The sequence below is a fragment of the Kitasatospora sp. NPDC002543 genome (assembly GCF_053594915.1).
The window spans coordinates 67,257-84,317 of the sequence record NZ_JBSFWR010000014.1; the positions used below are offsets into that span (position 1 = coordinate 67,257).

The window sequence follows — 17,061 nt, forward strand, 5'->3', positions numbered from 1 at the left end:
TCAGACCACCGCCGCCACGCGGGGTGCCACGGGCTCCGCCACCGGCATGCCCGGCATCATCGGTATGGCCGGTACTGCCGGTACTGCTGATATGGCCGGTACCGCTGGTACCACCGGCACTGCCGGCACCGCCGTCGGTTCCGCCACCGGCTGCGACTGTTCCCGGAGCGGGCGCACCGCGCCGTACTCGTCCGGCAGCCAGAGCCGGGCCGTCCGGCCGCGGACCGCCGAACCGCGCCCCTCGGCCACCACCTCCACCTGTCGCCCGACGAGCTGCCCGTGGCCGTCGCCCAGCCCGAACCAGCGCCCGGAGCGAACCCCCAGCCGCAGTACCGCGCCCGGCCACGGTCCGGCGACCAGCAGCACGCAGCCGCTGCGCCGCAGCACCGCCGCCAGCCGGGCGGCCAGCTTCGGCGGCACCGGCCCGTCCGGGCGCAGCATGATCAGCTCGACCGCGCCGGCCAGCACCGAGACCACCTCGGCCCAGTGCGGCCCCGGGTCGTCCGCGACCAGCAGCCGTCGCAGGTCCAGGCCGTACCCCTCGGCGGCGGCCAGCCCCAGGTCCGGCAGTCCGACCGCCGCGGCCCAGCCGCCCTCGGTCTCCCTCACCCCGGCGGCGAGCGCCAGCAGCAGCCCGGTGTCCCCGCCCGCCACCGACACCGCCGTCCCCCTGCGCAGCCCGGCCTCGGGCAGCACCTCCCGCAGCGCGGACGGCACCGGCAGCAGCCCCCGGGGCTCCGCCGCCCGCGGCCCCTCGGGTTCCCCCCTCTCCCCCGCCACGGCAGCCGGGGACGCCACCGGGCGGAGCACGGGGTGTGCGGGCTGCTCGGCGGTGGATTCGAAAACAGATTCGAAAACGGGCACACCCCCAGGATCGAACATTCGTTCGCAAAGATTCAAGTCCGACTCGTCCGCCCCACCTGTCACTCTCCGTGAGCCGAAGCACCCGTTCGACCGGCGCCACGAGGCTCACCCCCGCCCTGAGGGCGTGAGGGCGTGAGGGCGTGAGGGCGTGAGGACCGTGGGCCCCGACGGTGAGGACGGCGAGTCCGACGGCGGAAGCGATCCGAACGGGTCCGCCCGGACGGTGAACCGGCCCCCGGCCCCGGGCCCACGGCTCCCGGCCCACGGCCCACGGCTCCCGGCTCCCGGCTCCCGGCGCTGACGGCGGCCGTCAGCGGCGGGTCTCGATCCGCAGGCCGCCCGTGGTCACCTGGCGAATCGGCTCGCTCGCCAGCAGGTCGTGCGGCTGGCCGAGGGCGATCGCGCCCGCCGCGTCGAGCCGGGCCAGTTGGGCGTCCGTCAGCTCGACCGCCAGGGCGCCCAGGTTGTCCTCCAACTGGGCCGGGGTACGGGCGCCGAGCAGCGTGCTCGTCACGCCCGGCTTCCGCAGCGTCCAGGCCAGCGCCACCTGGGCCGGGGTGTGCCCCAGCTCGACGGCCAGCTCCCGGACCACCCCGGCCACGCCGAGGCTGCGTTCGGTGAGGGTGCCCAGGGCGAGGTTGTGGCTCCGACGGGTGCTCCCGTCGGGGCCGGCGCCCGTCGCGCCCACGTCCTCCCGGCCGTACTTGCCGCTGAGCACCCCGCCGCCGAGCGGCGAGTACGGGACCACGCCCAGGCCCAGCTCCCGGGCCATCGGGATCAGGTCGCGCTCCGCGGTGCGTTCGATCAGGCTGTACTCGACCTGCAGCGCGACCAGCGGCGACCAGCCGCGCAGGTCGGCGATCGCCTGCATCCGGGACACCTGCCAGGCCGGGGTGTTGGAGATCGCCACGTACAGCACCTTGCCCTGCCGGACCAGGTCGTCCAGCCCGCGCAGCACCTCCTCCACCGGCGTCCGGAAGTCCCAGACGTGCAGGTACAGCAGGTCGAGGTAGTCGGTGCCCAACCGCCGAAGGCTGCTCTCCACCGAGCCGAACAGCGCCTTGCGGTGCCCGCCCCCGGAGTTCGGGTCGCCGGGGCGGCGCAGCGTCGAGTACTTGGTCGCCAGCACCAGGCGTTCGCGCTCCTCGTGGGCGAACTCGCCGAGCAGGCGCTCGGAGCTGCCCTCGGTGTAGGTGTCGGCGGTGTCGAGGAGGTTGCCGCCGAGCCCGACGTAGCGGTCGAACAGCTTGCGGGCCTCGGCCCGTTCGGCGCCCCACCCCCATTCGGTGCCGAAGGTCGCGGTGCCCAGGGCCAGCGGTGACACCCGCAGTCCCGAGCGGCCCAGCAGCCGGTAGTCGTCCAGGGCCAGTGCCATCAGGTTCTCCTGTGCTCGCGTGTGCTCGTGTTCCGTTGCCGGGACCGAGTCTGCGGCGGCCTCCGGCCCGGGATAAGGGAGGGAACTTCCTGGGAAGAGCGGTCCCACCCCGGCGGTTGGACCGGTCATGACGAGCCGAACCATGGACCCCGCCCAGGAGTTGGCCGCGTTCCTGCGGAACAGGCGCGAAGGCCTCGACCCGGACCGGCTGGGTCTGCCGTCGCATCGGCGGGCCCGGCGGACACCGGGGCTGCGCCGCGAGGAGGTCGCCGAGCTGGCCGGGGTGAGCACCGACTACGTGGTCCGGCTGGAACAGGGCCGGGGGCTGCGGCCCTCCGCGGAGGTCCTGGCGGCGCTGGCCCGGGCACTGCGCCTGGACGCGAGCGAACGGGACTACCTGTTCGACCTGGCCGGACGCCGCCGCCCCGACACCACCGGTGGGCCCGCCGCCGGTGCGGCGCCGTCGCTGGCCCGCCTGGTCGGCGACCTCTCGCCGCTGCCGGCCATGCTGCTGAACCACCGTTACGACGTCCTCGCCTGGACCCCCGAAATGGCCCGGCTGCTGCCGGGCTTCGAGGCCGTACCGCCGTCACGGCGCAACGCGATGCGGCTGTGCCTGCTGCACCCGGCGATGCGCGACTTCTACGCCGACCGGGAGCAGGCGCTGCGGGACGGGATCGCCCACCTGCGCGCGGCCTGGGCCGCTCACCCGGAAGACCGGGAACTGTCCGATCTCATCGCCGAGTTCGTCACGCAGGACGAGGACTTCGCCCGCTTGTGGTCGGAGCGGGAGGTCAGCGTCAACGGACGCGGCCGGAAGGTGCTGCGGCATCCGGTCGCGGGTGCGATCACCGTCGAATTCGAAGTCCTGCTACCGCTCCAGGATCCGGGACTGCGCCTTCTCGTCTACCGCGCCGCGGACGAGGAGAGCCGCACGGCCCTGGACCGGCTGTACGCGCGATGACCGGGGCCCGTCCTCCGCCTCGCCCTGGCCGACCGCATCAAGCCCAGCCGCCCCCATCGCCTCGGGGCTGTGCGGCCGGACGTCTTCCGTAGTAGGCGCTCACGGTCCTGGACAGCTTTCGCTGGATCGATCGGAGGATCGGGAGGGTGGCCTCGTCGCTGAGCCCCGTGGTCGTTCGCCACTCGACGCCCGAGCCGGCGAGGTCGCTGACGAAGACGATCTCCGCGGCCAGGAGGGTCCGCGCCCACTCGACGGGCTTGACGGGCTCGTCGTTTCCCAGAGCGCGACGCAGGGTGCGGCACTGATCGAGCAGATCACCGGCGTCCGCGAACCCCATGCCGAAGGCGAGTTGGTCGCTGCACCGCGCCGGCCCGCCCCATTCGAGGAGAGCCCGTTGCAGCAGCCTCACCTCGCCTTCGGCCAGAACCTCGCTCGGCCTCACCGCCCGCTCGGACATCCGCACCGCCTTTCCGCCCTCGCCCTCGCCCTCGCCCTCGCCCTCGCCGCAGAACGATCAAACTACCTCTTCCGGAGCCACCCCCAGCAGATGCCGGGACAGGACACATCGCGATCGAACTCATCGCAGCCCGCCCCCAGGGCGGTACCGGGTCCGGCGGGCCGACTTCCGCAGGGCGACCACGCACGCCACCGTCGCCAGGGACAGCACCAGCGGAGCCGCCAGGGCCTCGGCCCAGGCGGCGAAGCCCGTCCGGGGAACGACGTACGAGCCCCAGGGCGCCCGCACCGCATCCACCCCCTCCCCGGGACGGCCGTCGTGGCGCAGCGAGACCGGGGCGCCGTCGGGAAGGACGCCGTCACACTGCACGTAGTCATTGCGCCCGGCGTGCCTGGTTTCGCACGTCGACACCACCACCCGCTCCACCGGTCCCCATGGCGCCACCCGGGCCAGGCCGAGGAGCACGGCGACGCCGACCGCCCCCACGCACAACGCCGTCAGGACCGCCCACAGAACGACCGTCGACCGGCCACTCCCACCGAATGCCGTCATGCCGCGAAGCATGCCGCCCCCACACCGAACTCCGGTAGCGAAAATCGGATATGCGACACCGCCTCATCGGATCCACTTCCCCCTCCTTCGGAAGCCGGCCCCCTGGAACCGGGTCCTTCGGGGCGGTCCGCGCCTCTTGTGGATGTGCCGACGAGCGTCGGGCACGGGATCCGGAGACAGTGATGATCATGGGATTCGGCATCGCCGTCGCCCTGGGGCTGATCCGCACCTGCGCGTTCGCCCTGAAGCGCGAGCGAGCCGGACGGGGGACGGGGTTCGCCCGGCCGGGCTACCGACAAGCGTTTTTTCCTTGACAAATTTTTTTGTCGGTTGAATGCTGGAACGGTGCTGGAAGTCGCCGTGATCGAAGAACCCGCCGCGGCCGAGGCCTCGCTGGACCCGATGCGGTCCCGCCTCCTCGCCGCCCTGACCGAGCCCGCCTCGGCCGCCATGCTGGCCGCCCGGCTGGGGCTGCCCCGGCAGAAGGTCAACTACCACCTGAAGGAGCTGGAGCGGCACGGCCTCGTCGAACTCGCCGAGGAACGCCGCAAGGGCAACGTCACCGAACGGCTCTACCGCGCCACCGCGGCCTCCTTCGTGATCTCCCCCAGCGTCCTGGCCGCCGTGAGCCCGGACCCCGCCCGCTCCCCGGACCAGCTCTCCGCCCGCTGGCTGCTGGCACTCGGCTCCCGGCTGGTGCAGGAGGTCGGGGCCCTGCTGACCGGCGCCTCCCGGGCCCGCCGGCGGGTCGCCAGTTTCGGCATCGACGCGCAGGTGCGGTTCGCCTCCGCGACCGACCGGGCCGCCTTCGCCGAGGAGCTGGCCCAGTCCGTGGCCACCCTCGTCAGCCGGTACCACGACGAGTCCGCCCCCGGGGGCCGCAGCCACCGGGTGATCGTCGGACTCCACCAGATCCCCGCCACCGAGAACGGAGCCGGGGCGCGGACCGGAGCCGGCGCGGAGCCGGGCCCCGACGGCACCCCGGCGGAAGAGCCGACCAGGACCGCACCGAACCAGGAGGACCCACGATGACCCACCCCTTCGAGATCGAGCTGGAGACCTCCCTGCCGGCCGACCCGGAGCAGGTCTGGGAGGCGATCGCCACCGGACCGGGGATCGACTCCTGGTTCATGGGCCGCAACGAGCTGGACCCGCGCGAGGGCGGCACCGCCGCCATGGAGACCGGGGGCCACCGCACGGAGGCCGTCGTCACCGCCTACGAGCCCGGCAAGCGCCTGGCCACCCGTACGGCCACCGGCGAGGACGGCCGCTTCATGGCCTTCGAGTACCTGATCGAGGGCCGCGACGGCGGCGCCACCGTGCTCCGCGTCGTCCACAGCGGCCTGCTCGGCGACGACTGGCAGGACGAGTACGACGCGCTGCGCCGCGGCTGGCCCTTCCACCTCCACACGCTCCGCGAGTACCTCGCCCACTTCCCCGGACGCACCGCCGTCCCCGTGTTCGCCGCCGCGCCGTCGGCCGGCCGCCCGGAACCGGAGGTCCGGGCCCTGCTCGCCCGCGCCCTGTCGCTGCCGCTCCCGGTCGCCGCCGGAACCCTGTTCCACGGCGAGCCGGCGGGACTGCCGCCGCTGGACGGCGAGGTGGTCCGGGCGGACGACGAACGCTTCGAGGTCCGCACCGCCGACGGGCTGTACACCTTCCACCACGGCTCCGGCCTGGTGCTGATGTTCCACCACCTCTTCGGCCCGGCTCCGGAGGGGGCCGAGGCCGATTGGCAGCGGTGGCTGGCCGGGGTGCTCGCCTGAGCCGCGCCTTGGCGGCCTTCGCGGCCCCTGAGCACTTCCGCCCTTGCCGCACCCGTTACCGCACCCCTTCCGGGCCTTCCGGGCCTTCCGCACCGACCGAATCAGCCGGATCAGCCGGACCCGACGGAACCGGATCCGCACGAGAAACCGAGGAACCCCCATGCGCACCCTGATCAGCACCGCCTTCGTCTCCCTCGACGGCGTCGTCGAAGGCCCCGGCGGCGAACCCGGCTACCGCAACGCCGGCTGGACCTTCAAGGACATCGAGTTCCTCCCCGAGGCCTTCGAGATCAAGGGCCGGGAGCAGGAGGAGGCCACCGCCATGCTGCTCGGGCGGGTCAGCTACCAGGCGTTCAGCCCGGTGTGGCCGGACATGCCGGAGTTCGCCCGCTACAAGGCGCTGCCGAAGTACGTCGTCTCCACCACCCTCACCGAGGACGACCTGGTGTCGAACTGGGGCGAGACCACCATCCTGCGTTCGCTCGACGAGGTCGCCGCGCTGAAGGAGACCGAGGGCGGCCCGATCATCGTCCACGGCAGCGCCGCCCTGAACCACGCCCTCTCGGACGCCGGCCTGATCGACCGCTACCACCTGCTCGTCTTCCCGCTGCTGCTCGGCGCCGGCAAGCGCCTGTTCAGCACGACGGACAAGGACACCCAGAAGCTGAAGCTGGTCGAGCACGAGGTGTACGGGAACGGCCTCCAGAAGCAGGTCTTCGACGTGGTCCGCTGACCGGCTTCCGCCGCCCGGACCGGGTCGGGTCAGGACGGGGTCGGGGCGGGGTCGGGGCGGTCTGGGTCAGGGCGGGCCGGGGCAGGACGGGCCGGGGCAGGACGGGCCGGGGCAGGACGGGCCGGGGCAGGGCCGGCCGGGGCAGGGCCGGCCGGGCGGTCAACGCGCCGCCGCGGTGCGCCAGACGAACACCTCGCTGCTCGGCTGCCGCTCCGAGAAGAGCCCCGACGGCGAGGTCCGGGCGAGGAGGCGGCGGAGGTCCGACTCGAAGGCCGGGCGGTGCTCGGCGAACAGGTGCGGGGCGGAGGAGGAGAGCGCGAAGACGCCCGCGACCGTGTCGTCGGCCGTGCGTTCCAGCGGCTGCCCGCCCGGGACGACGATCCGCCGCGGGCCCGCGAATCCCGCCCGGGCGAGGACGGCGGCCTCGCCGTCCGGCGTGCCGTGCGGCAGCAGCCCCTGCCCGGCGCGGCGGACCGGGCCGAGGTAGTGCCGGACCAGCTCGCCGATCGCGACGTACGGGACCGGTGGGTGCGGCAGTCCCTCGGTGGGGCGCGGTTCGCCCTTCAGGTCCGAGATGTGGGCCAGCGCGCCGCCGGGCCGCAGCAGGCGCCGTACCGTCGCCGCCACCGGGTCGCGGTCCATCCAGTGGAAGGACTGGCCGAAGACGGCCAGGGTGAAGGTGCCGAGGCCCGGCGGCAGTTCCTCGGCCCGGGCCCGGACCCAGGTGACCTTGGGCTCCGTGGCGCCGGCGCGGCGTGCCTCGCCGATCATCCCGGCGTCCGGGTCCACTCCGACGACCTCGCGGAACAGGTGTGCCAGGCCCAGTGTCAGCGTGCCCGGGCCGCACCCCAGGTCGAGCAGCCGTCCCCGTCCGTCGAGTCCCAGTTCCCCGGCCAGTGCCTCCGCCAGTCCGGGGGCGTAGGGGAGCCTGCCGCGGGTGTAGTGGGCCGCCGTTCCGGCGAACAGCGTCTCGTCCCAGGACCAGGTGTCGTCGGCCATGGCCGCTCCTCCGGGGCTTCGGCGTCGGGTGAACAGGCTTGATCATGGCACGATCTGACGTGGGGTCAGGATCGGGTGGGATCGGAATTCGATGGACAGAAATCCCGTGATCAACAGACTGATCACATGACTTCTGCAGATGACAAGAACGATCTCCGGATCTACATCCAGGACGCCCGCGACGCCCTGCTCTGGAAGCTCGAAGGCCTCTCCGAGTACGACCTGCGCCGCCCGCTCACCCCCACCGGCACCAACCTGCTGGGCCTGGTCAAACACGTCACCGGCGCCGAGGCGCTGTACTTCGGCGACACCTTCGGCCGCCCCTTCCCCGAGCCCTCCCCGGTGTGGATCACCGGCGGGACCGAGCCCAACGGCGATCTGTGGGCACGCGCGGACGAGAGCACCGAGGAGATCGTCGGGCGCTACCGGCGGGTCTGGGCCCACTCCGACGCCACCATCGACGCCCTGCCGCTGGACGCCGTCGGCACGGTGCCGTTCGGCGCCCGCCACGAACAGACCCTGCACCGGGTACTCGTCCACATGATCGCCGAGACCCACCGCCACGTCGGCCACGCCGACCTGGTCCGCGAACTCGTGGACGGCGCCACCGGCCAGCGCCCCGACGGCGCCAACACCGCCCCCGGCGACGCCGACTGGTGGCGGGCCCACCACGACCGCGTGGAACGGGCGGCCCGGGAAGCCGGCGGCCAGGCCTGAACCGTCAGCCCCGGCGCCGGTCGGCGGCCCGGCACACCGACGCGACGGCCCCGTCGACGTGCCGCACGACGGCCGCCGCCCGGTCCGCGAGCGGCCCCGGGGCGATCGGCACGCACACGTACCCGAACCCGGCGTAGGCCTCCCGGTGGATCCGCTCGAACCGCAGCGACTCCTCGTACGAGATGCGCCGCGCCCCGGACGGGGTGACGAAACCCGGGCTCTCCACGAAGAACACCCGGCGCTCGTAGACCCCCTCCTCCCGGACGCGGTCGAGCTCCCTGGCGAGGGCCGGGGACACCGGATGGCCGAGGTACACCGCCAGGGCGTACGCGCACACCGGCGAGCGGTCGAAGAACCACACCTCCCCCGGCCCGCCGGCGGCCCCCTCCTGCCTCCGCCGCTGCAGCGCCACCACCGCGTCCACGAACGACGGGTCCGTCCACGGCTCCGGCTCGCCCTGGGCCTGCCGCAACGCGATGACGTCCGTGGCGGCCTCCTCGACCACCGGGTGTCCCGCGCACTCCAGCCACCGCAGGATCGCCGTCTTCCCGGCCCCCGGAGTACCCGTCAGCACATAGCGCCTCATCCCCGCACCCTACGGGCCGAACGGCCCGCGGAGCGCCACCGCAGGGTGTCGGGCATGGGGAGATCCGGCACGGCGGGGGCGGAGCAGGGTGCGGGGACAGCCGTCCGACGCCGCGGGCTGCGGGGGCACCGCCGTCCGCAGCCTCGGACAGTTCCCGCACCGCGAGGGGGAGTTGTGGTGGGACGCCGAACGCTTCTGCCCGCGGTGCGGCACCTTGTGCTGCGAGGACTCGGGCCCCGGGGCCGCACCGCGGGACGTCCGCGAGGCGCTGCCGACCACCCACGGACCGGCCCGGCTCCGGCTCGCCGGGCCGCTCACCGACCCGGTGGCCGCGCTGCGGGCGATCCGCGAGAGCGCGCCCGTCCCGTTCCACGGGGGATCGGACCCTTTATTCCGGTCCGTTTGCGAACTCCTCGACCGGCTACGGGACTTCGGCCTCATCGGGACGGCCGTCGAGATGGCCTACCGGCGGGCGCGGCCGGCCGGGCGCGGGATCGCCACGGAGGTGACGGACCGCTTCGGGCGGGCGTACCGGTACGGGGGCCGCCGGAGCTGTGGGTGGGGAGCGGTGGCGGTCGACGGTTCCGGACGGCGGGTGAGTTCGCCTGGCGCAGAGCCCCGGTCCCAGCGCACTCCGGGGCGGTGCCGCGGGCGTCGCCCCGACTCGGCCCCGGTCGCACGGAACGGGCCCGGACCCCACCGGCGCCGCCCGTTGGGACGCGGCGGCTTGCCCCGGGACGCCCGGTGTTGCCCCCTCGGCCCCTTCGGGGACACCCCGGCCCGTGCGTGGATCCCGGCCCCTGAACCGGCCCCGGCCGGACTCCGACCTGCGTCCGGCCGGACCTCGACCTGCGTCCGTCCGGACCCCGGCCGGACCCCGAGCGCCGCCCGGCCCGGCCGAGGCTCCCCGGACCGCCGGAGCCGCTCAGCCGAGCAGGCCGCCCATGTGGCCGTCCTCGGCGAGCAGGCGCCAGGAGCAGCCGGGCGAGGCGAAGGCCTCCGGGTCGACGGCCTCCACCAGCCGGTCCACCACCGCGCTCAGCAGGGCCTGCGGGTCGAACACCGCCCATGTCTCCCGGGCCCGGCCGTAGTCCCAGCGGTCCCACTCGGCGCGCAGCCGCTCGTACGTCCAGAGGGCGTAGAGCAGGGCGGACAGGTCACGGTTGAGGTAGGCCTCGGGGTGGCCGTCGTCGTACCAGTCCGGCAGCTCCAGCCGGCCGGTGGCGCCGTCCAGGGCGATCGTGAGATCGGTCGGCCAGTCCCCGAGGGCGAGGAAGTCCCGCTGGTAGGGGCGTTCCTCCTCGCCGTCGAAGTACTCCGGGTACGCCTCGCCCATGGTGACCAGCGGCTCCTCGCACACCCCGAACATCGCCCCGCCCAGCGGCAGGCCGACCTCGGTCAGCAGCCGCCGGGTCGGCTCGTGCGCCAGGGCGGCGGGCAGGTCCTCGGCCCGGAAGCGGTGCACCCGGCCGGGGCCGCCGTCCTGGTCCGTCAGCGCGGCCAGCTCCGCCACCAGTTCCGGGGTCGTCTCGTACGCGGGCCCGTCCGGGTCGCCGGGTTGCGCGCCCCAGCCCAGTGCCCGCACGAGCAGCGCGGTGCCCCAGTGCGGCGGCGGCACGGCGGCGTCGCCGAACAGCGCGGGATCGACCTCCCGCATCCGCAGCTCGGCCCCCGCCAGCACCTCGGCCAGTGCGGCCGGTCCGCGCCGCCCGTCCAGGGCCTCCGGCCGCCGGGCCTCCTCGGCCACCGCGTCCACCGCGCGCACCAGGCCCGCCAGTTCGGCCACGCCGGAGGCGAGCAGGTCGCGCCGCGGGCCGCCGTTGTCCAGGAACACCTCGCCGGTCACGCCGTCCAGCAGCACCAGGCTGCCGCCGGCGGCGAACGGCGTGCAGTACTCCGTCTCCCCGAGGAGGAACAGCCGCTCCGCCTCCGCCGGGACGGCCGTCAGCGCCCCGTCCCCGAGCACCCCGAAGTCCAGGAACGCCCCGGCCGCCGGCAGCCCCTCCCGCGCCAGGAACTCCCGACTGCCCGCGTGCACGACCCCGCACGGCAGCTCCGCCGCCTGCCCGAACCCCACGTGCCCCACCCCTCCCGGCCTACCCCGTGACCCCCAGACCCTAGCGGCCCGCCCCGACATCCCCGGCGTGCCCGCGCCGCGGTTCACGGCGGAGCGTCGGCCGCCCGTGCCCGCTCGCTCGTGCCCGCTCGGGCAGCGCGACCTGGTCGACGTTCCAGTGCCGGGGCAGGTCCGCGTCGTAGAAGACGCGGGCGTAGTGCTCCTCGCGGACGAGGTGGCAGCGGGCGCACCGCGGGCGGCGGCGGACGACCACCGGGTGCGTGAAGACCGCCAGGTGCGTGAAGGCCTCGGGGTGCGGCGACCCGAGGCGGGCGAGGGCGGCGGTGACGGCAGGCCAGGAGGCAGTGTCGAGCCAGGAGGCGGTGTCGGGGCAGCAGCCGGTGGAGTGGTTGCCGACCGTCCCGACCTCCCCTCCGTCCCCGGATCGCCGGAACCCGATCTCCCCGGCGCCCGGTGCCGGCTCCCCGCCCGCGCAGGCCACGTGCCCGCTACGGCGCGGGGCGAGTCGCAGCGCGCGGCCGGGGGAGACCACGAAGGTGAACGGTTCCGCGAGTTCCTCCGCCGAGCGGTCCGCCGCCCAGCCGGGCGCGGGACGCACGGTGGGCACACGGTGACGGCGGGAGCGGATTCGGACCGGGCGTACGCTGGGCCGATTCGATCACTCGGGACGGCGTCGAAGGGATCAACGGGGAATGCGCAGCGACACGGGAGAGCTCTACCGGGCGTTCGCGGAGCGGGAGGCGCGCGGCAACTCGCCGATCTACCGGGAGCTGGCCGAGCGCACTGCCGGGGACAGGCAGTTGGGTGGGCTGCTGGACGGGCTTCCGGTGGCGAAGCGGCAGCCGAACCTGCTGTTCGGCGCGGTCCGGCACCTGGGCGGGCCGGTGACGGAGGGGTGGCCGGCCTTCCGCGACTGGGTGGCGGAGCACTGGTCCGAGGTCTCGGCGACGATGCTGGAGCGGCGGACGCAGACCAACGAGGCGGGCCGCTGTGCCACCCTGCTGCCGCTGCTGGCCATGCTGCCGCAGCCGCTCGCCCTGATCGAGGTGGGTGCCTCCGCCGGGCTCTGCCTGTACCCGGACCGGTATCGCTACCGGTACCGGCACGTGACCGAGGAGGGGCACTCGGCCGAGGAGGGGACCGGGAGGGGCGGCGGTGCCGGTGCCCCGGCCGTCGAGTTCGGCGCCACGGCGAGCCCGGTGACGCTGGACTGCGCGGTGAGCGGGCCGGTACCGCTCACCGGCTCCCTCCGGGAGCGGCTGCCCGAGGTCGTGTGGCGGGCCGGGATCGACCTCAACCCGCTGGACGTACGGGCCGAGGAGGACATGCGCTGGCTGGAGTCGCTGGTCTGGCCCGAGCAGGCCCACCGGCTGGAGCGGCTGCGCGGTGCCGTCCGGGCCGCCCGGGCCGAACCGCCGCTGCTGGTGCGCGGCGATCTCAACGCGACGGTCAGGGAGTTGGTCGCGCAGGCACCGGCGGGGGCGACGCCGGTGGTGTTCCACAGCGCGGTCCTCGCCTACCTGCCACCGGAGGCACGGGAGGAGTTCGCGGCGACGATGCGCGAGCTGCCCGGCCACTGGATCTCCAACGAGGCGGTCTCGGTACTGCCGGCGGTCGCCCGGCGCCTCCCCCGCCCGGCCCCGGCCGGCTCCGGGCTGTTCGCACTCGCCCTGGACGAACGGCCGGTGGCCTTCACCGGGCCGCACGGGCAGTCTCTGGACTGGTTCGAGGAGGCGTGGAAGGCGCACGAGGCGTAGGAGGAGGCTTGCGGGTGGGGGCGACGCCTGGCCGGACGTCCTGGGCTTGAAGCTGCCGCAGCGGCAGCTCCTACCGTCGTGGTCAGGGCCGGAGAACCGGCCCCGGTCCACGCGAACGTGGGGACGTGGAAACGAGGGAGGCAGCCATGGCCTGGCCCATCGCCGAAGTGGCCCGGATGTCCGGCGTGACCGCCAGAACACTGCGGCACTACGACGAGATCGGGCTGCTGCCCCCGGCCCGGATCGGCTCCAACGGCCACCGCTACTACGAGGAACGGCAGTTGCTCCAGCTGCAGCAGATCCTGGTACTGCGGGCGCTGGGCGTGGGGCTGACCGAGATCGCCCGGATCCTGGGCGATCAGGTGGACGAGCTGGAGGCCCTGCGGGGCCACCACCGGCGGCTGCTCGCCGAGCGCGATCGGCTCGACGCCCTGGCCGCCACCGTTTCCCGCACGATCGCCGACCTGGAAGGCTCCTGGAAGGACGGCACGCCCATGACCATCAACCGCCCCGAGAACCTGTTCGAGGGCATCCAGCCCGATGACGTCGACGCGAGTCTGCGCGACTTCCCCGAGCACGCCGAGGCTGCCCGACGCGCGACCGCCGCGATGACCCCGGCCGAGGTCGAGGCCGGACAGCGCGAGCGGACCACCCGCATGATCCGGCTGGCGGAGCTGATGGCGGCCGGGCACCCGGCCGACGCCGAGGCCGTGCAGAGCACGATCGACGAGGAGTACCGGCTGCTCGGAACCATCCGCTCGGTCCCGGCCGAGGAGTACCTGGCGATCGCCCGTTCCTGCACCGAGAACGAGCAGTGGAGCGCCGCGTACGAGGCCATCGCCCCGGGCCTGGCCGCGTACCAGCGGGCCGCCATGGAGGCCTACGCGGCGGCGCGGCTGTCCTGAGCCCGGGGCGCCCTCGCGGAGGGGGCGCCCCGGCCCGGGGTGGTCCTCAGCCGCCCCGGGCCGGGCGGCCCTCCCCCGCCGTCACTCCGTCCGCAGGGCCGTGACCGTCCGGGTGCGGGCCGCCCAGGTGGCCGGGAGGGCGGCGCCGATCAGGGCCAACGCCAGGCCGCCGAGTATCAGCGGCCCCACCACCGACGGGGCGAAGACTGCGAGGTCGGAGTGCGGAACGCCTATCCCGGCGGCCCGGGCCATCGCGGGCATCACCCGGTGGTGCACCAGGATGCCGATCGGGACCCCGATCAGCCCGGCCACCAGCCCGATGCCGCAGACCGAGGTGAGCACCATGCCGATGGTCTGCCGGGGTGACATCCCGAGCGCCTTGAGCACCCCGAGGTCGTGCACCCGCTCCCGGGTGTCCAGCAGCACGGTGTTGAGCACCCCGAGCCCCGCCACCACGGAGAGCAGCAGCGTGAGCGTGCCCGCCAGGGTGTTCATCGCCAGCACCACGATGTTGAGGGGGGCCTCACCCGGGTCGGCGGCCAGGCCCAACGGCTTCACCGCCTCGTCCAGGCCGTCGGCGTAGGCCTCTGCATCGGCGCCCGGGGCGAGGTCGATACGGAAGGCGAGCGCCTCGGCCTGGATCGCTCCGCCGAGCGGCGCCAGCGTGGAGCGGTCGGTGAACACCAGGTCGTGGACGGCCAGAACCTCGCCGGTGATCCTCGCCGGGGTGCTGCGCCCGTGGTCGGTGAGGGTGACGGTGTCACCGACCTTCGCCCGCCCGGCCCGCAGGTGGGCGGCGGTCACCACGATCTCGCCGGGGCCGTGGAACCAGCGGCCGGAGACCAGTTGGAATCCGCTCCAGGAGGCGTCGCCGCTGAACGCGACCACCTGGGAACGCCCGGTGCTGCCGGCCACGGCGACCGGGGTCGGAACGCTGCTGTACCAGGCCCGGGTGCCCGGACGGGAGTCGATGGCCTTGGCGACGGCCGCCTCGTCCACGTGGTCGACGGACCGGGCGGGGCCCTCGATCGGGGCCTGGACCACCACCTTGCCGGCGCGGTCGGCCCCCAGGCCGTCCTGGAGGGAACCCAGCGAGAGCGTCAGGCCGATGCAGAGGGTGACCCCGACCGTACCGAGCACCACGGCGGCGCCCGTGGTCGCCGAGCGGCCCGGCCGGTTGAGCGGGGAGGCCAGCCCGAGGCTGAGCGCCCGCGGCACCGGCAGCCGGCCGATCTGGTCCCTCGCCCGGGAGAGCGGGCCCGCGCCCCCGGCCCCGGCGGCCGCGCCGCGAGCGGCCGCCCGCTTGGCGCCCGGCGCCGTCCGGCCGACGGCCAGCGCCTCCACCGTCCGCAGCCGCCCGGCCCGCAGCGCCGGCACCAGTGCGGTGGCCGTCACGGCTCCCAGGGCCGCCGCCGCGACCACGGCGTCCACCCAGACCGGGATGCCGAGCAACCCGCCGCGCAGGGCCTTGTGCGCCAGCCCGAGGACCGGCACGGACAGCAGGTTGCCGAGGAGCACGCCGAGCGCCGTACCGGCCCCGGCGGGGATCAGCGCCTGGCCGACGTAGGCGCGCGCCACCTGGGCCGGAGTGAAGCCCAGGGACTTGAGGATCCCGATCCGCCTGGTAGCGGCGCTGACGGCGCCGCTGACCACGACGCCGATGATCAGCACCGACATGGCCAGACCGAGCACCCCGAAGGCCGTGACGAACGGGACGAAGGTCGAGGCCGTCCGGTTCGCCTCCTCCCGGGCGGGCCGGTAGGAGGTGGCGCGGACGAGCGCTCTGTCCGGGACCGCGGCGGCCAGCGCGGCGCGGTCGGCCTCCACCTCGGCGTCGCTGCCGGCCCGGGCGAAGCGGTAGAGGTACTGGGCGGCGGGCACCGTGCCGGGCGCCGTCAGCCCGGCCACCTGCTCGGGGGCGACCCAGCCGTCCGCGCTCCAGGAGACCGAGGCCGCCAGGCCGACGACCTTGAGCACCGGGCGCCCCGGGAGGTCCGGGAACTCCATGCTCTCGCCGACCGCCAGCGGGGAGTGCCCGTCCAGGAACACCACCTCGCCGGGGCCCGCGACCCAGCGGCCGTTGGTGATCCGCAGACCGTCCAGCTGGCCGCCTTGGGCGCGGCCGACCAGCGTCATCGGCGGCAGCGGGCTCCCCTCCGGGGGGATCCGGTTGCCGGGGCCGGAGCGCGGCTGGACGGCGACCGCCTGGTAGGGGCCGGCCGAGGCCGTCACGCCCGGCGCCCGGGCCGTCGAGGCGAGTTGGTCGGCGCTCGCCCCGGCCCGGTCGTACAGCACGTTGAGGTGGGCGCCGTGCTGGTCGGCGAAGGAGCGCTGGTACGGGCCCTGGGCGGCGACCAGCAGCCCGAGCGCGAGGATGCACGCCGTCACGGCCATCGTCGTGGTGAGCACCATGACCAGCGTCTGCACCCGCCGGCGGCCGACCCCGGCGCGCACCACCTTGCCGAGCGCGCTCACCGGCCACCGCCCGGTGCCGGCACGGCCGCCGTGTCCCGGACCAGCCGGCCGTCGAGGAGCTCGATCGTCCGGTCTGCGCAGGCCTCGGCGAGCGCGGTGTCATGGGTGACCAGCAGGATCGTCTGGCCCTCCGCGTTGAGCCCGCGCAGCAGGTCGCGGACGTCGGCGGCCGAGGCGGTGTCCAGCGCCCCGGTGGGCTCGTCCGCCAGCAGCAGCGGCGGACGGTTCATCAGCGCCCGGGCCACCGCCACCCGTTGGCGCTCGCCGCCGGAGAGCCTGCCCGGGAAGGCCTTGGCGTGCCGGGCCACTCCCAGCCGTTCCAGCAGCTCCGCGGCCCGGGCCCGGGCCTGTTCCCGCCGCATCCCGGCCAGCTGGGCCGGGAGCAGCACGTTGTCCTCCGCGCTCAGGTCGTCCAGCAGGTTGAAGAACTGGAACACCATGCCGATCCGCGCCCGCCGGTACTCGGCCAGCGCGGCCTCGCCGAGCCGGTGCACGGCGACACCGTCCACCTCCACCTCGCCCTCGCTCGGGCGGTCGAGGCCCGCGATCAGGTTCAGCAGGGTGGACTTGCCGCTGCCCGACCGGCCGACCACGGCCAGCGCCTCGCCGGCCCGGACCTCCAGGTCGAGCCCGGCCAGGGCGGGCCGGGCGGCGTCGGATCGGTCGTACGTCCTGCTGACGCCGCGGATCCGGATGATCGGCGCGTTCACGGGCCCTCCACTGTTCGAGGTCCGGCACCGAGAACCCCGGTCCGGCTGACGGAACATGACGCTACGAATCCGCGGCGGGGTGCCGACAGCCGTCTGGACGGCCTCTGCGAGGTGTATCCAGATA

The 17,061-nt window shown here is 74.7% G+C and carries 18 protein-coding genes; 8 read left to right on the top strand and 10 right to left on the bottom strand.

The annotated features are described in order from the left end of the window. Both ACWD4P_RS09135 and ACWD4P_RS09140 read right to left on the bottom strand, forming a co-directional pair. Positions 1-864: a hypothetical protein gene (locus tag ACWD4P_RS09135; protein ID WP_449779133.1), complete on the bottom strand. Its 864-nt coding sequence runs from the start codon at positions 862-864 to the stop codon at positions 1-3. A 310-nt stretch (positions 865-1,174) separates the two neighbouring features. Then, positions 1,175-2,239, bottom strand: a complete 1,065-nt coding sequence (locus ACWD4P_RS09140; RefSeq protein ID WP_449779134.1) for an aldo/keto reductase — start codon at positions 2,237-2,239, stop codon at positions 1,175-1,177. A gap of 127 nt (positions 2,240-2,366) precedes the next feature. Here ACWD4P_RS09140 and ACWD4P_RS09145 point away from each other — a divergent pair, with 127 nt between their 5' ends. Beyond that, positions 2,367-3,203, top strand: a complete 837-nt coding sequence (locus ACWD4P_RS09145) for a helix-turn-helix domain-containing protein (RefSeq protein ID WP_359818424.1) — start codon at positions 2,367-2,369, stop codon at positions 3,201-3,203. 37 nt (positions 3,204-3,240) lie between these two features. Here ACWD4P_RS09145 and ACWD4P_RS09150 read toward each other — a convergent pair whose 3' ends face one another. Next, positions 3,241-3,660 (bottom strand): hypothetical protein, encoded by a 420-nt coding sequence (locus ACWD4P_RS09150; protein ID WP_359818427.1) that lies wholly within the window; start codon positions 3,658-3,660, stop codon positions 3,241-3,243. Positions 3,661-3,780: 120 nt separating this feature from the next. Continuing rightward, a complete protein-coding gene (locus ACWD4P_RS09155; protein ID WP_449779135.1) occupies positions 3,781-4,212 on the bottom strand; it encodes a hypothetical protein in 432 nt (143 codons plus the stop codon). Between the two features lie 188 nt (positions 4,213-4,400). Between ACWD4P_RS09155 and ACWD4P_RS09160 the strand changes: the two genes are divergently transcribed. The 4 genes from ACWD4P_RS09160 to ACWD4P_RS09175 all read left to right on the top strand — a co-directional run bounded on the left by ACWD4P_RS09160 (position 4,401) and on the right by ACWD4P_RS09175 (position 6,711). After that, entirely contained in the window at positions 4,401-4,526 is a 126-nt protein-coding gene (locus ACWD4P_RS09160) for a hypothetical protein (RefSeq protein WP_449779136.1), read from the top strand. Positions 4,527-4,557: 31 nt separating this feature from the next. Then, on the top strand, positions 4,558-5,244 hold the full coding sequence (locus ACWD4P_RS09165; RefSeq protein WP_359818432.1) for an ArsR/SmtB family transcription factor: 687 nt from the start codon (positions 4,558-4,560) through the stop codon (positions 5,242-5,244). Further along, positions 5,241-5,978, top strand: coding sequence for an SRPBCC domain-containing protein (locus ACWD4P_RS09170; protein WP_449779137.1), 738 nt, complete (start codon positions 5,241-5,243; stop codon positions 5,976-5,978). Before ACWD4P_RS09165 ends, ACWD4P_RS09170 begins: the two co-directional genes overlap by 4 nt. Positions 5,979-6,138: 160 nt before the next feature. Beyond that, positions 6,139-6,711, top strand: a complete 573-nt coding sequence (locus tag ACWD4P_RS09175) for a dihydrofolate reductase family protein (protein ID WP_359818436.1) — start codon at positions 6,139-6,141, stop codon at positions 6,709-6,711. Positions 6,712-6,870: 159 nt separating this feature from the next. Here ACWD4P_RS09175 and ACWD4P_RS09180 read toward each other — a convergent pair whose 3' ends face one another. Next, positions 6,871-7,710, bottom strand: coding sequence for a class I SAM-dependent methyltransferase (locus ACWD4P_RS09180; RefSeq protein WP_449779138.1), 840 nt, complete (start codon positions 7,708-7,710; stop codon positions 6,871-6,873). A gap of 126 nt (positions 7,711-7,836) precedes the next feature. Between ACWD4P_RS09180 and ACWD4P_RS09185 the strand changes: the two genes are divergently transcribed. After that, positions 7,837-8,427 carry a DinB family protein gene (locus ACWD4P_RS09185; RefSeq protein WP_359818442.1) on the top strand — a complete coding sequence of 197 codons (591 nt, stop codon included), beginning with the start codon at positions 7,837-7,839 and terminating at the stop codon, positions 8,425-8,427. A 4-nt stretch (positions 8,428-8,431) separates the two neighbouring features. Here ACWD4P_RS09185 and ACWD4P_RS09190 read toward each other — a convergent pair whose 3' ends face one another. The 3 genes from ACWD4P_RS09190 to ACWD4P_RS09200 form a co-directional block, all read right to left on the bottom strand. Then, positions 8,432-9,013: an AAA family ATPase gene (locus ACWD4P_RS09190; protein ID WP_359818444.1), complete on the bottom strand. Its 582-nt coding sequence runs from the start codon at positions 9,011-9,013 to the stop codon at positions 8,432-8,434. 925 nt (positions 9,014-9,938) lie between these two features. After that, positions 9,939-11,090 carry an SUKH-4 family immunity protein gene (locus ACWD4P_RS09195; RefSeq protein WP_449779139.1) on the bottom strand — a complete coding sequence of 384 codons (1,152 nt, stop codon included), beginning with the start codon at positions 11,088-11,090 and terminating at the stop codon, positions 9,939-9,941. A gap of 40 nt (positions 11,091-11,130) precedes the next feature. After that, positions 11,131-11,688 (bottom strand): hypothetical protein, encoded by a 558-nt coding sequence (locus ACWD4P_RS09200; protein ID WP_449779140.1) that lies wholly within the window; start codon positions 11,686-11,688, stop codon positions 11,131-11,133. A gap of 94 nt (positions 11,689-11,782) precedes the next feature. Between ACWD4P_RS09200 and ACWD4P_RS09205 the strand changes: the two genes are divergently transcribed. Together ACWD4P_RS09205 and ACWD4P_RS09210 are read left to right on the top strand one after the other, a co-directional pair. Next, the gene (locus ACWD4P_RS09205; RefSeq protein WP_449779141.1) at positions 11,783-12,847 is read left to right on the top strand and encodes a DUF2332 domain-containing protein; all 1,065 of its coding nucleotides are present in this window, start codon (positions 11,783-11,785) and stop codon (positions 12,845-12,847) included. Positions 12,848-12,993: 146 nt separating this feature from the next. Continuing rightward, entirely contained in the window at positions 12,994-13,752 is a 759-nt protein-coding gene (locus ACWD4P_RS09210; RefSeq protein WP_449779142.1) for a MerR family transcriptional regulator, read from the top strand. 81 nt (positions 13,753-13,833) lie between these two features. On the opposite strand, the gene ACWD4P_RS09215 is transcribed toward ACWD4P_RS09210, so the two are convergent. Both ACWD4P_RS09215 and ACWD4P_RS09220 read right to left on the bottom strand, forming a co-directional pair. Continuing rightward, the gene (locus ACWD4P_RS09215; RefSeq protein WP_449779143.1) at positions 13,834-16,227 is read right to left on the bottom strand and encodes an FtsX-like permease family protein; all 2,394 of its coding nucleotides are present in this window, start codon (positions 16,225-16,227) and stop codon (positions 13,834-13,836) included. Then, the gene (locus ACWD4P_RS09220; RefSeq protein WP_449779144.1) at positions 16,224-16,937 is read right to left on the bottom strand and encodes an ABC transporter ATP-binding protein; all 714 of its coding nucleotides are present in this window, start codon (positions 16,935-16,937) and stop codon (positions 16,224-16,226) included. The genes ACWD4P_RS09215 and ACWD4P_RS09220 overlap by 4 nt, the downstream gene beginning before the upstream one ends. Positions 16,938-17,061: the final 124 nt, after the last annotated feature.

Bases quoted from the DNA above. Each gene is read 5' to 3' on its own strand.
- ACWD4P_RS09140 (WP_449779134.1), bottom strand. From the start codon at position 2,239: ATGGCACTGGCCCTGGACGACTACCGGCTGCTGGGCCGCTCGGGACTG.
- ACWD4P_RS09145 (WP_359818424.1), top strand. From the start codon at position 2,367: ATGACGAGCCGAACCATGGACCCCGCCCAGGAGTTGGCCGCGTTCCTG.
- ACWD4P_RS09150 (WP_359818427.1), bottom strand. From the start codon at position 3,660: ATGTCCGAGCGGGCGGTGAGGCCGAGCGAGGTTCTGGCCGAAGGCGAG.
- ACWD4P_RS09155 (WP_449779135.1), bottom strand. From the start codon at position 4,212: ATGACGGCATTCGGTGGGAGTGGCCGGTCGACGGTCGTTCTGTGGGCG.
- ACWD4P_RS09160 (WP_449779136.1), top strand. From the start codon at position 4,401: ATGGGATTCGGCATCGCCGTCGCCCTGGGGCTGATCCGCACCTGCGCG.
- ACWD4P_RS09170 (WP_449779137.1), top strand. From the start codon at position 5,241: ATGACCCACCCCTTCGAGATCGAGCTGGAGACCTCCCTGCCGGCCGAC.
- ACWD4P_RS09175 (WP_359818436.1), top strand. From the start codon at position 6,139: ATGCGCACCCTGATCAGCACCGCCTTCGTCTCCCTCGACGGCGTCGTC.
- ACWD4P_RS09180 (WP_449779138.1), bottom strand. From the start codon at position 7,710: ATGGCCGACGACACCTGGTCCTGGGACGAGACGCTGTTCGCCGGAACG.
- ACWD4P_RS09185 (WP_359818442.1), top strand. From the start codon at position 7,837: ATGACTTCTGCAGATGACAAGAACGATCTCCGGATCTACATCCAGGAC.
- ACWD4P_RS09190 (WP_359818444.1), bottom strand. From the start codon at position 9,013: ATGAGGCGCTATGTGCTGACGGGTACTCCGGGGGCCGGGAAGACGGCG.
- ACWD4P_RS09205 (WP_449779141.1), top strand. From the start codon at position 11,783: ATGCGCAGCGACACGGGAGAGCTCTACCGGGCGTTCGCGGAGCGGGAG.
- ACWD4P_RS09210 (WP_449779142.1), top strand. From the start codon at position 12,994: ATGGCCTGGCCCATCGCCGAAGTGGCCCGGATGTCCGGCGTGACCGCC.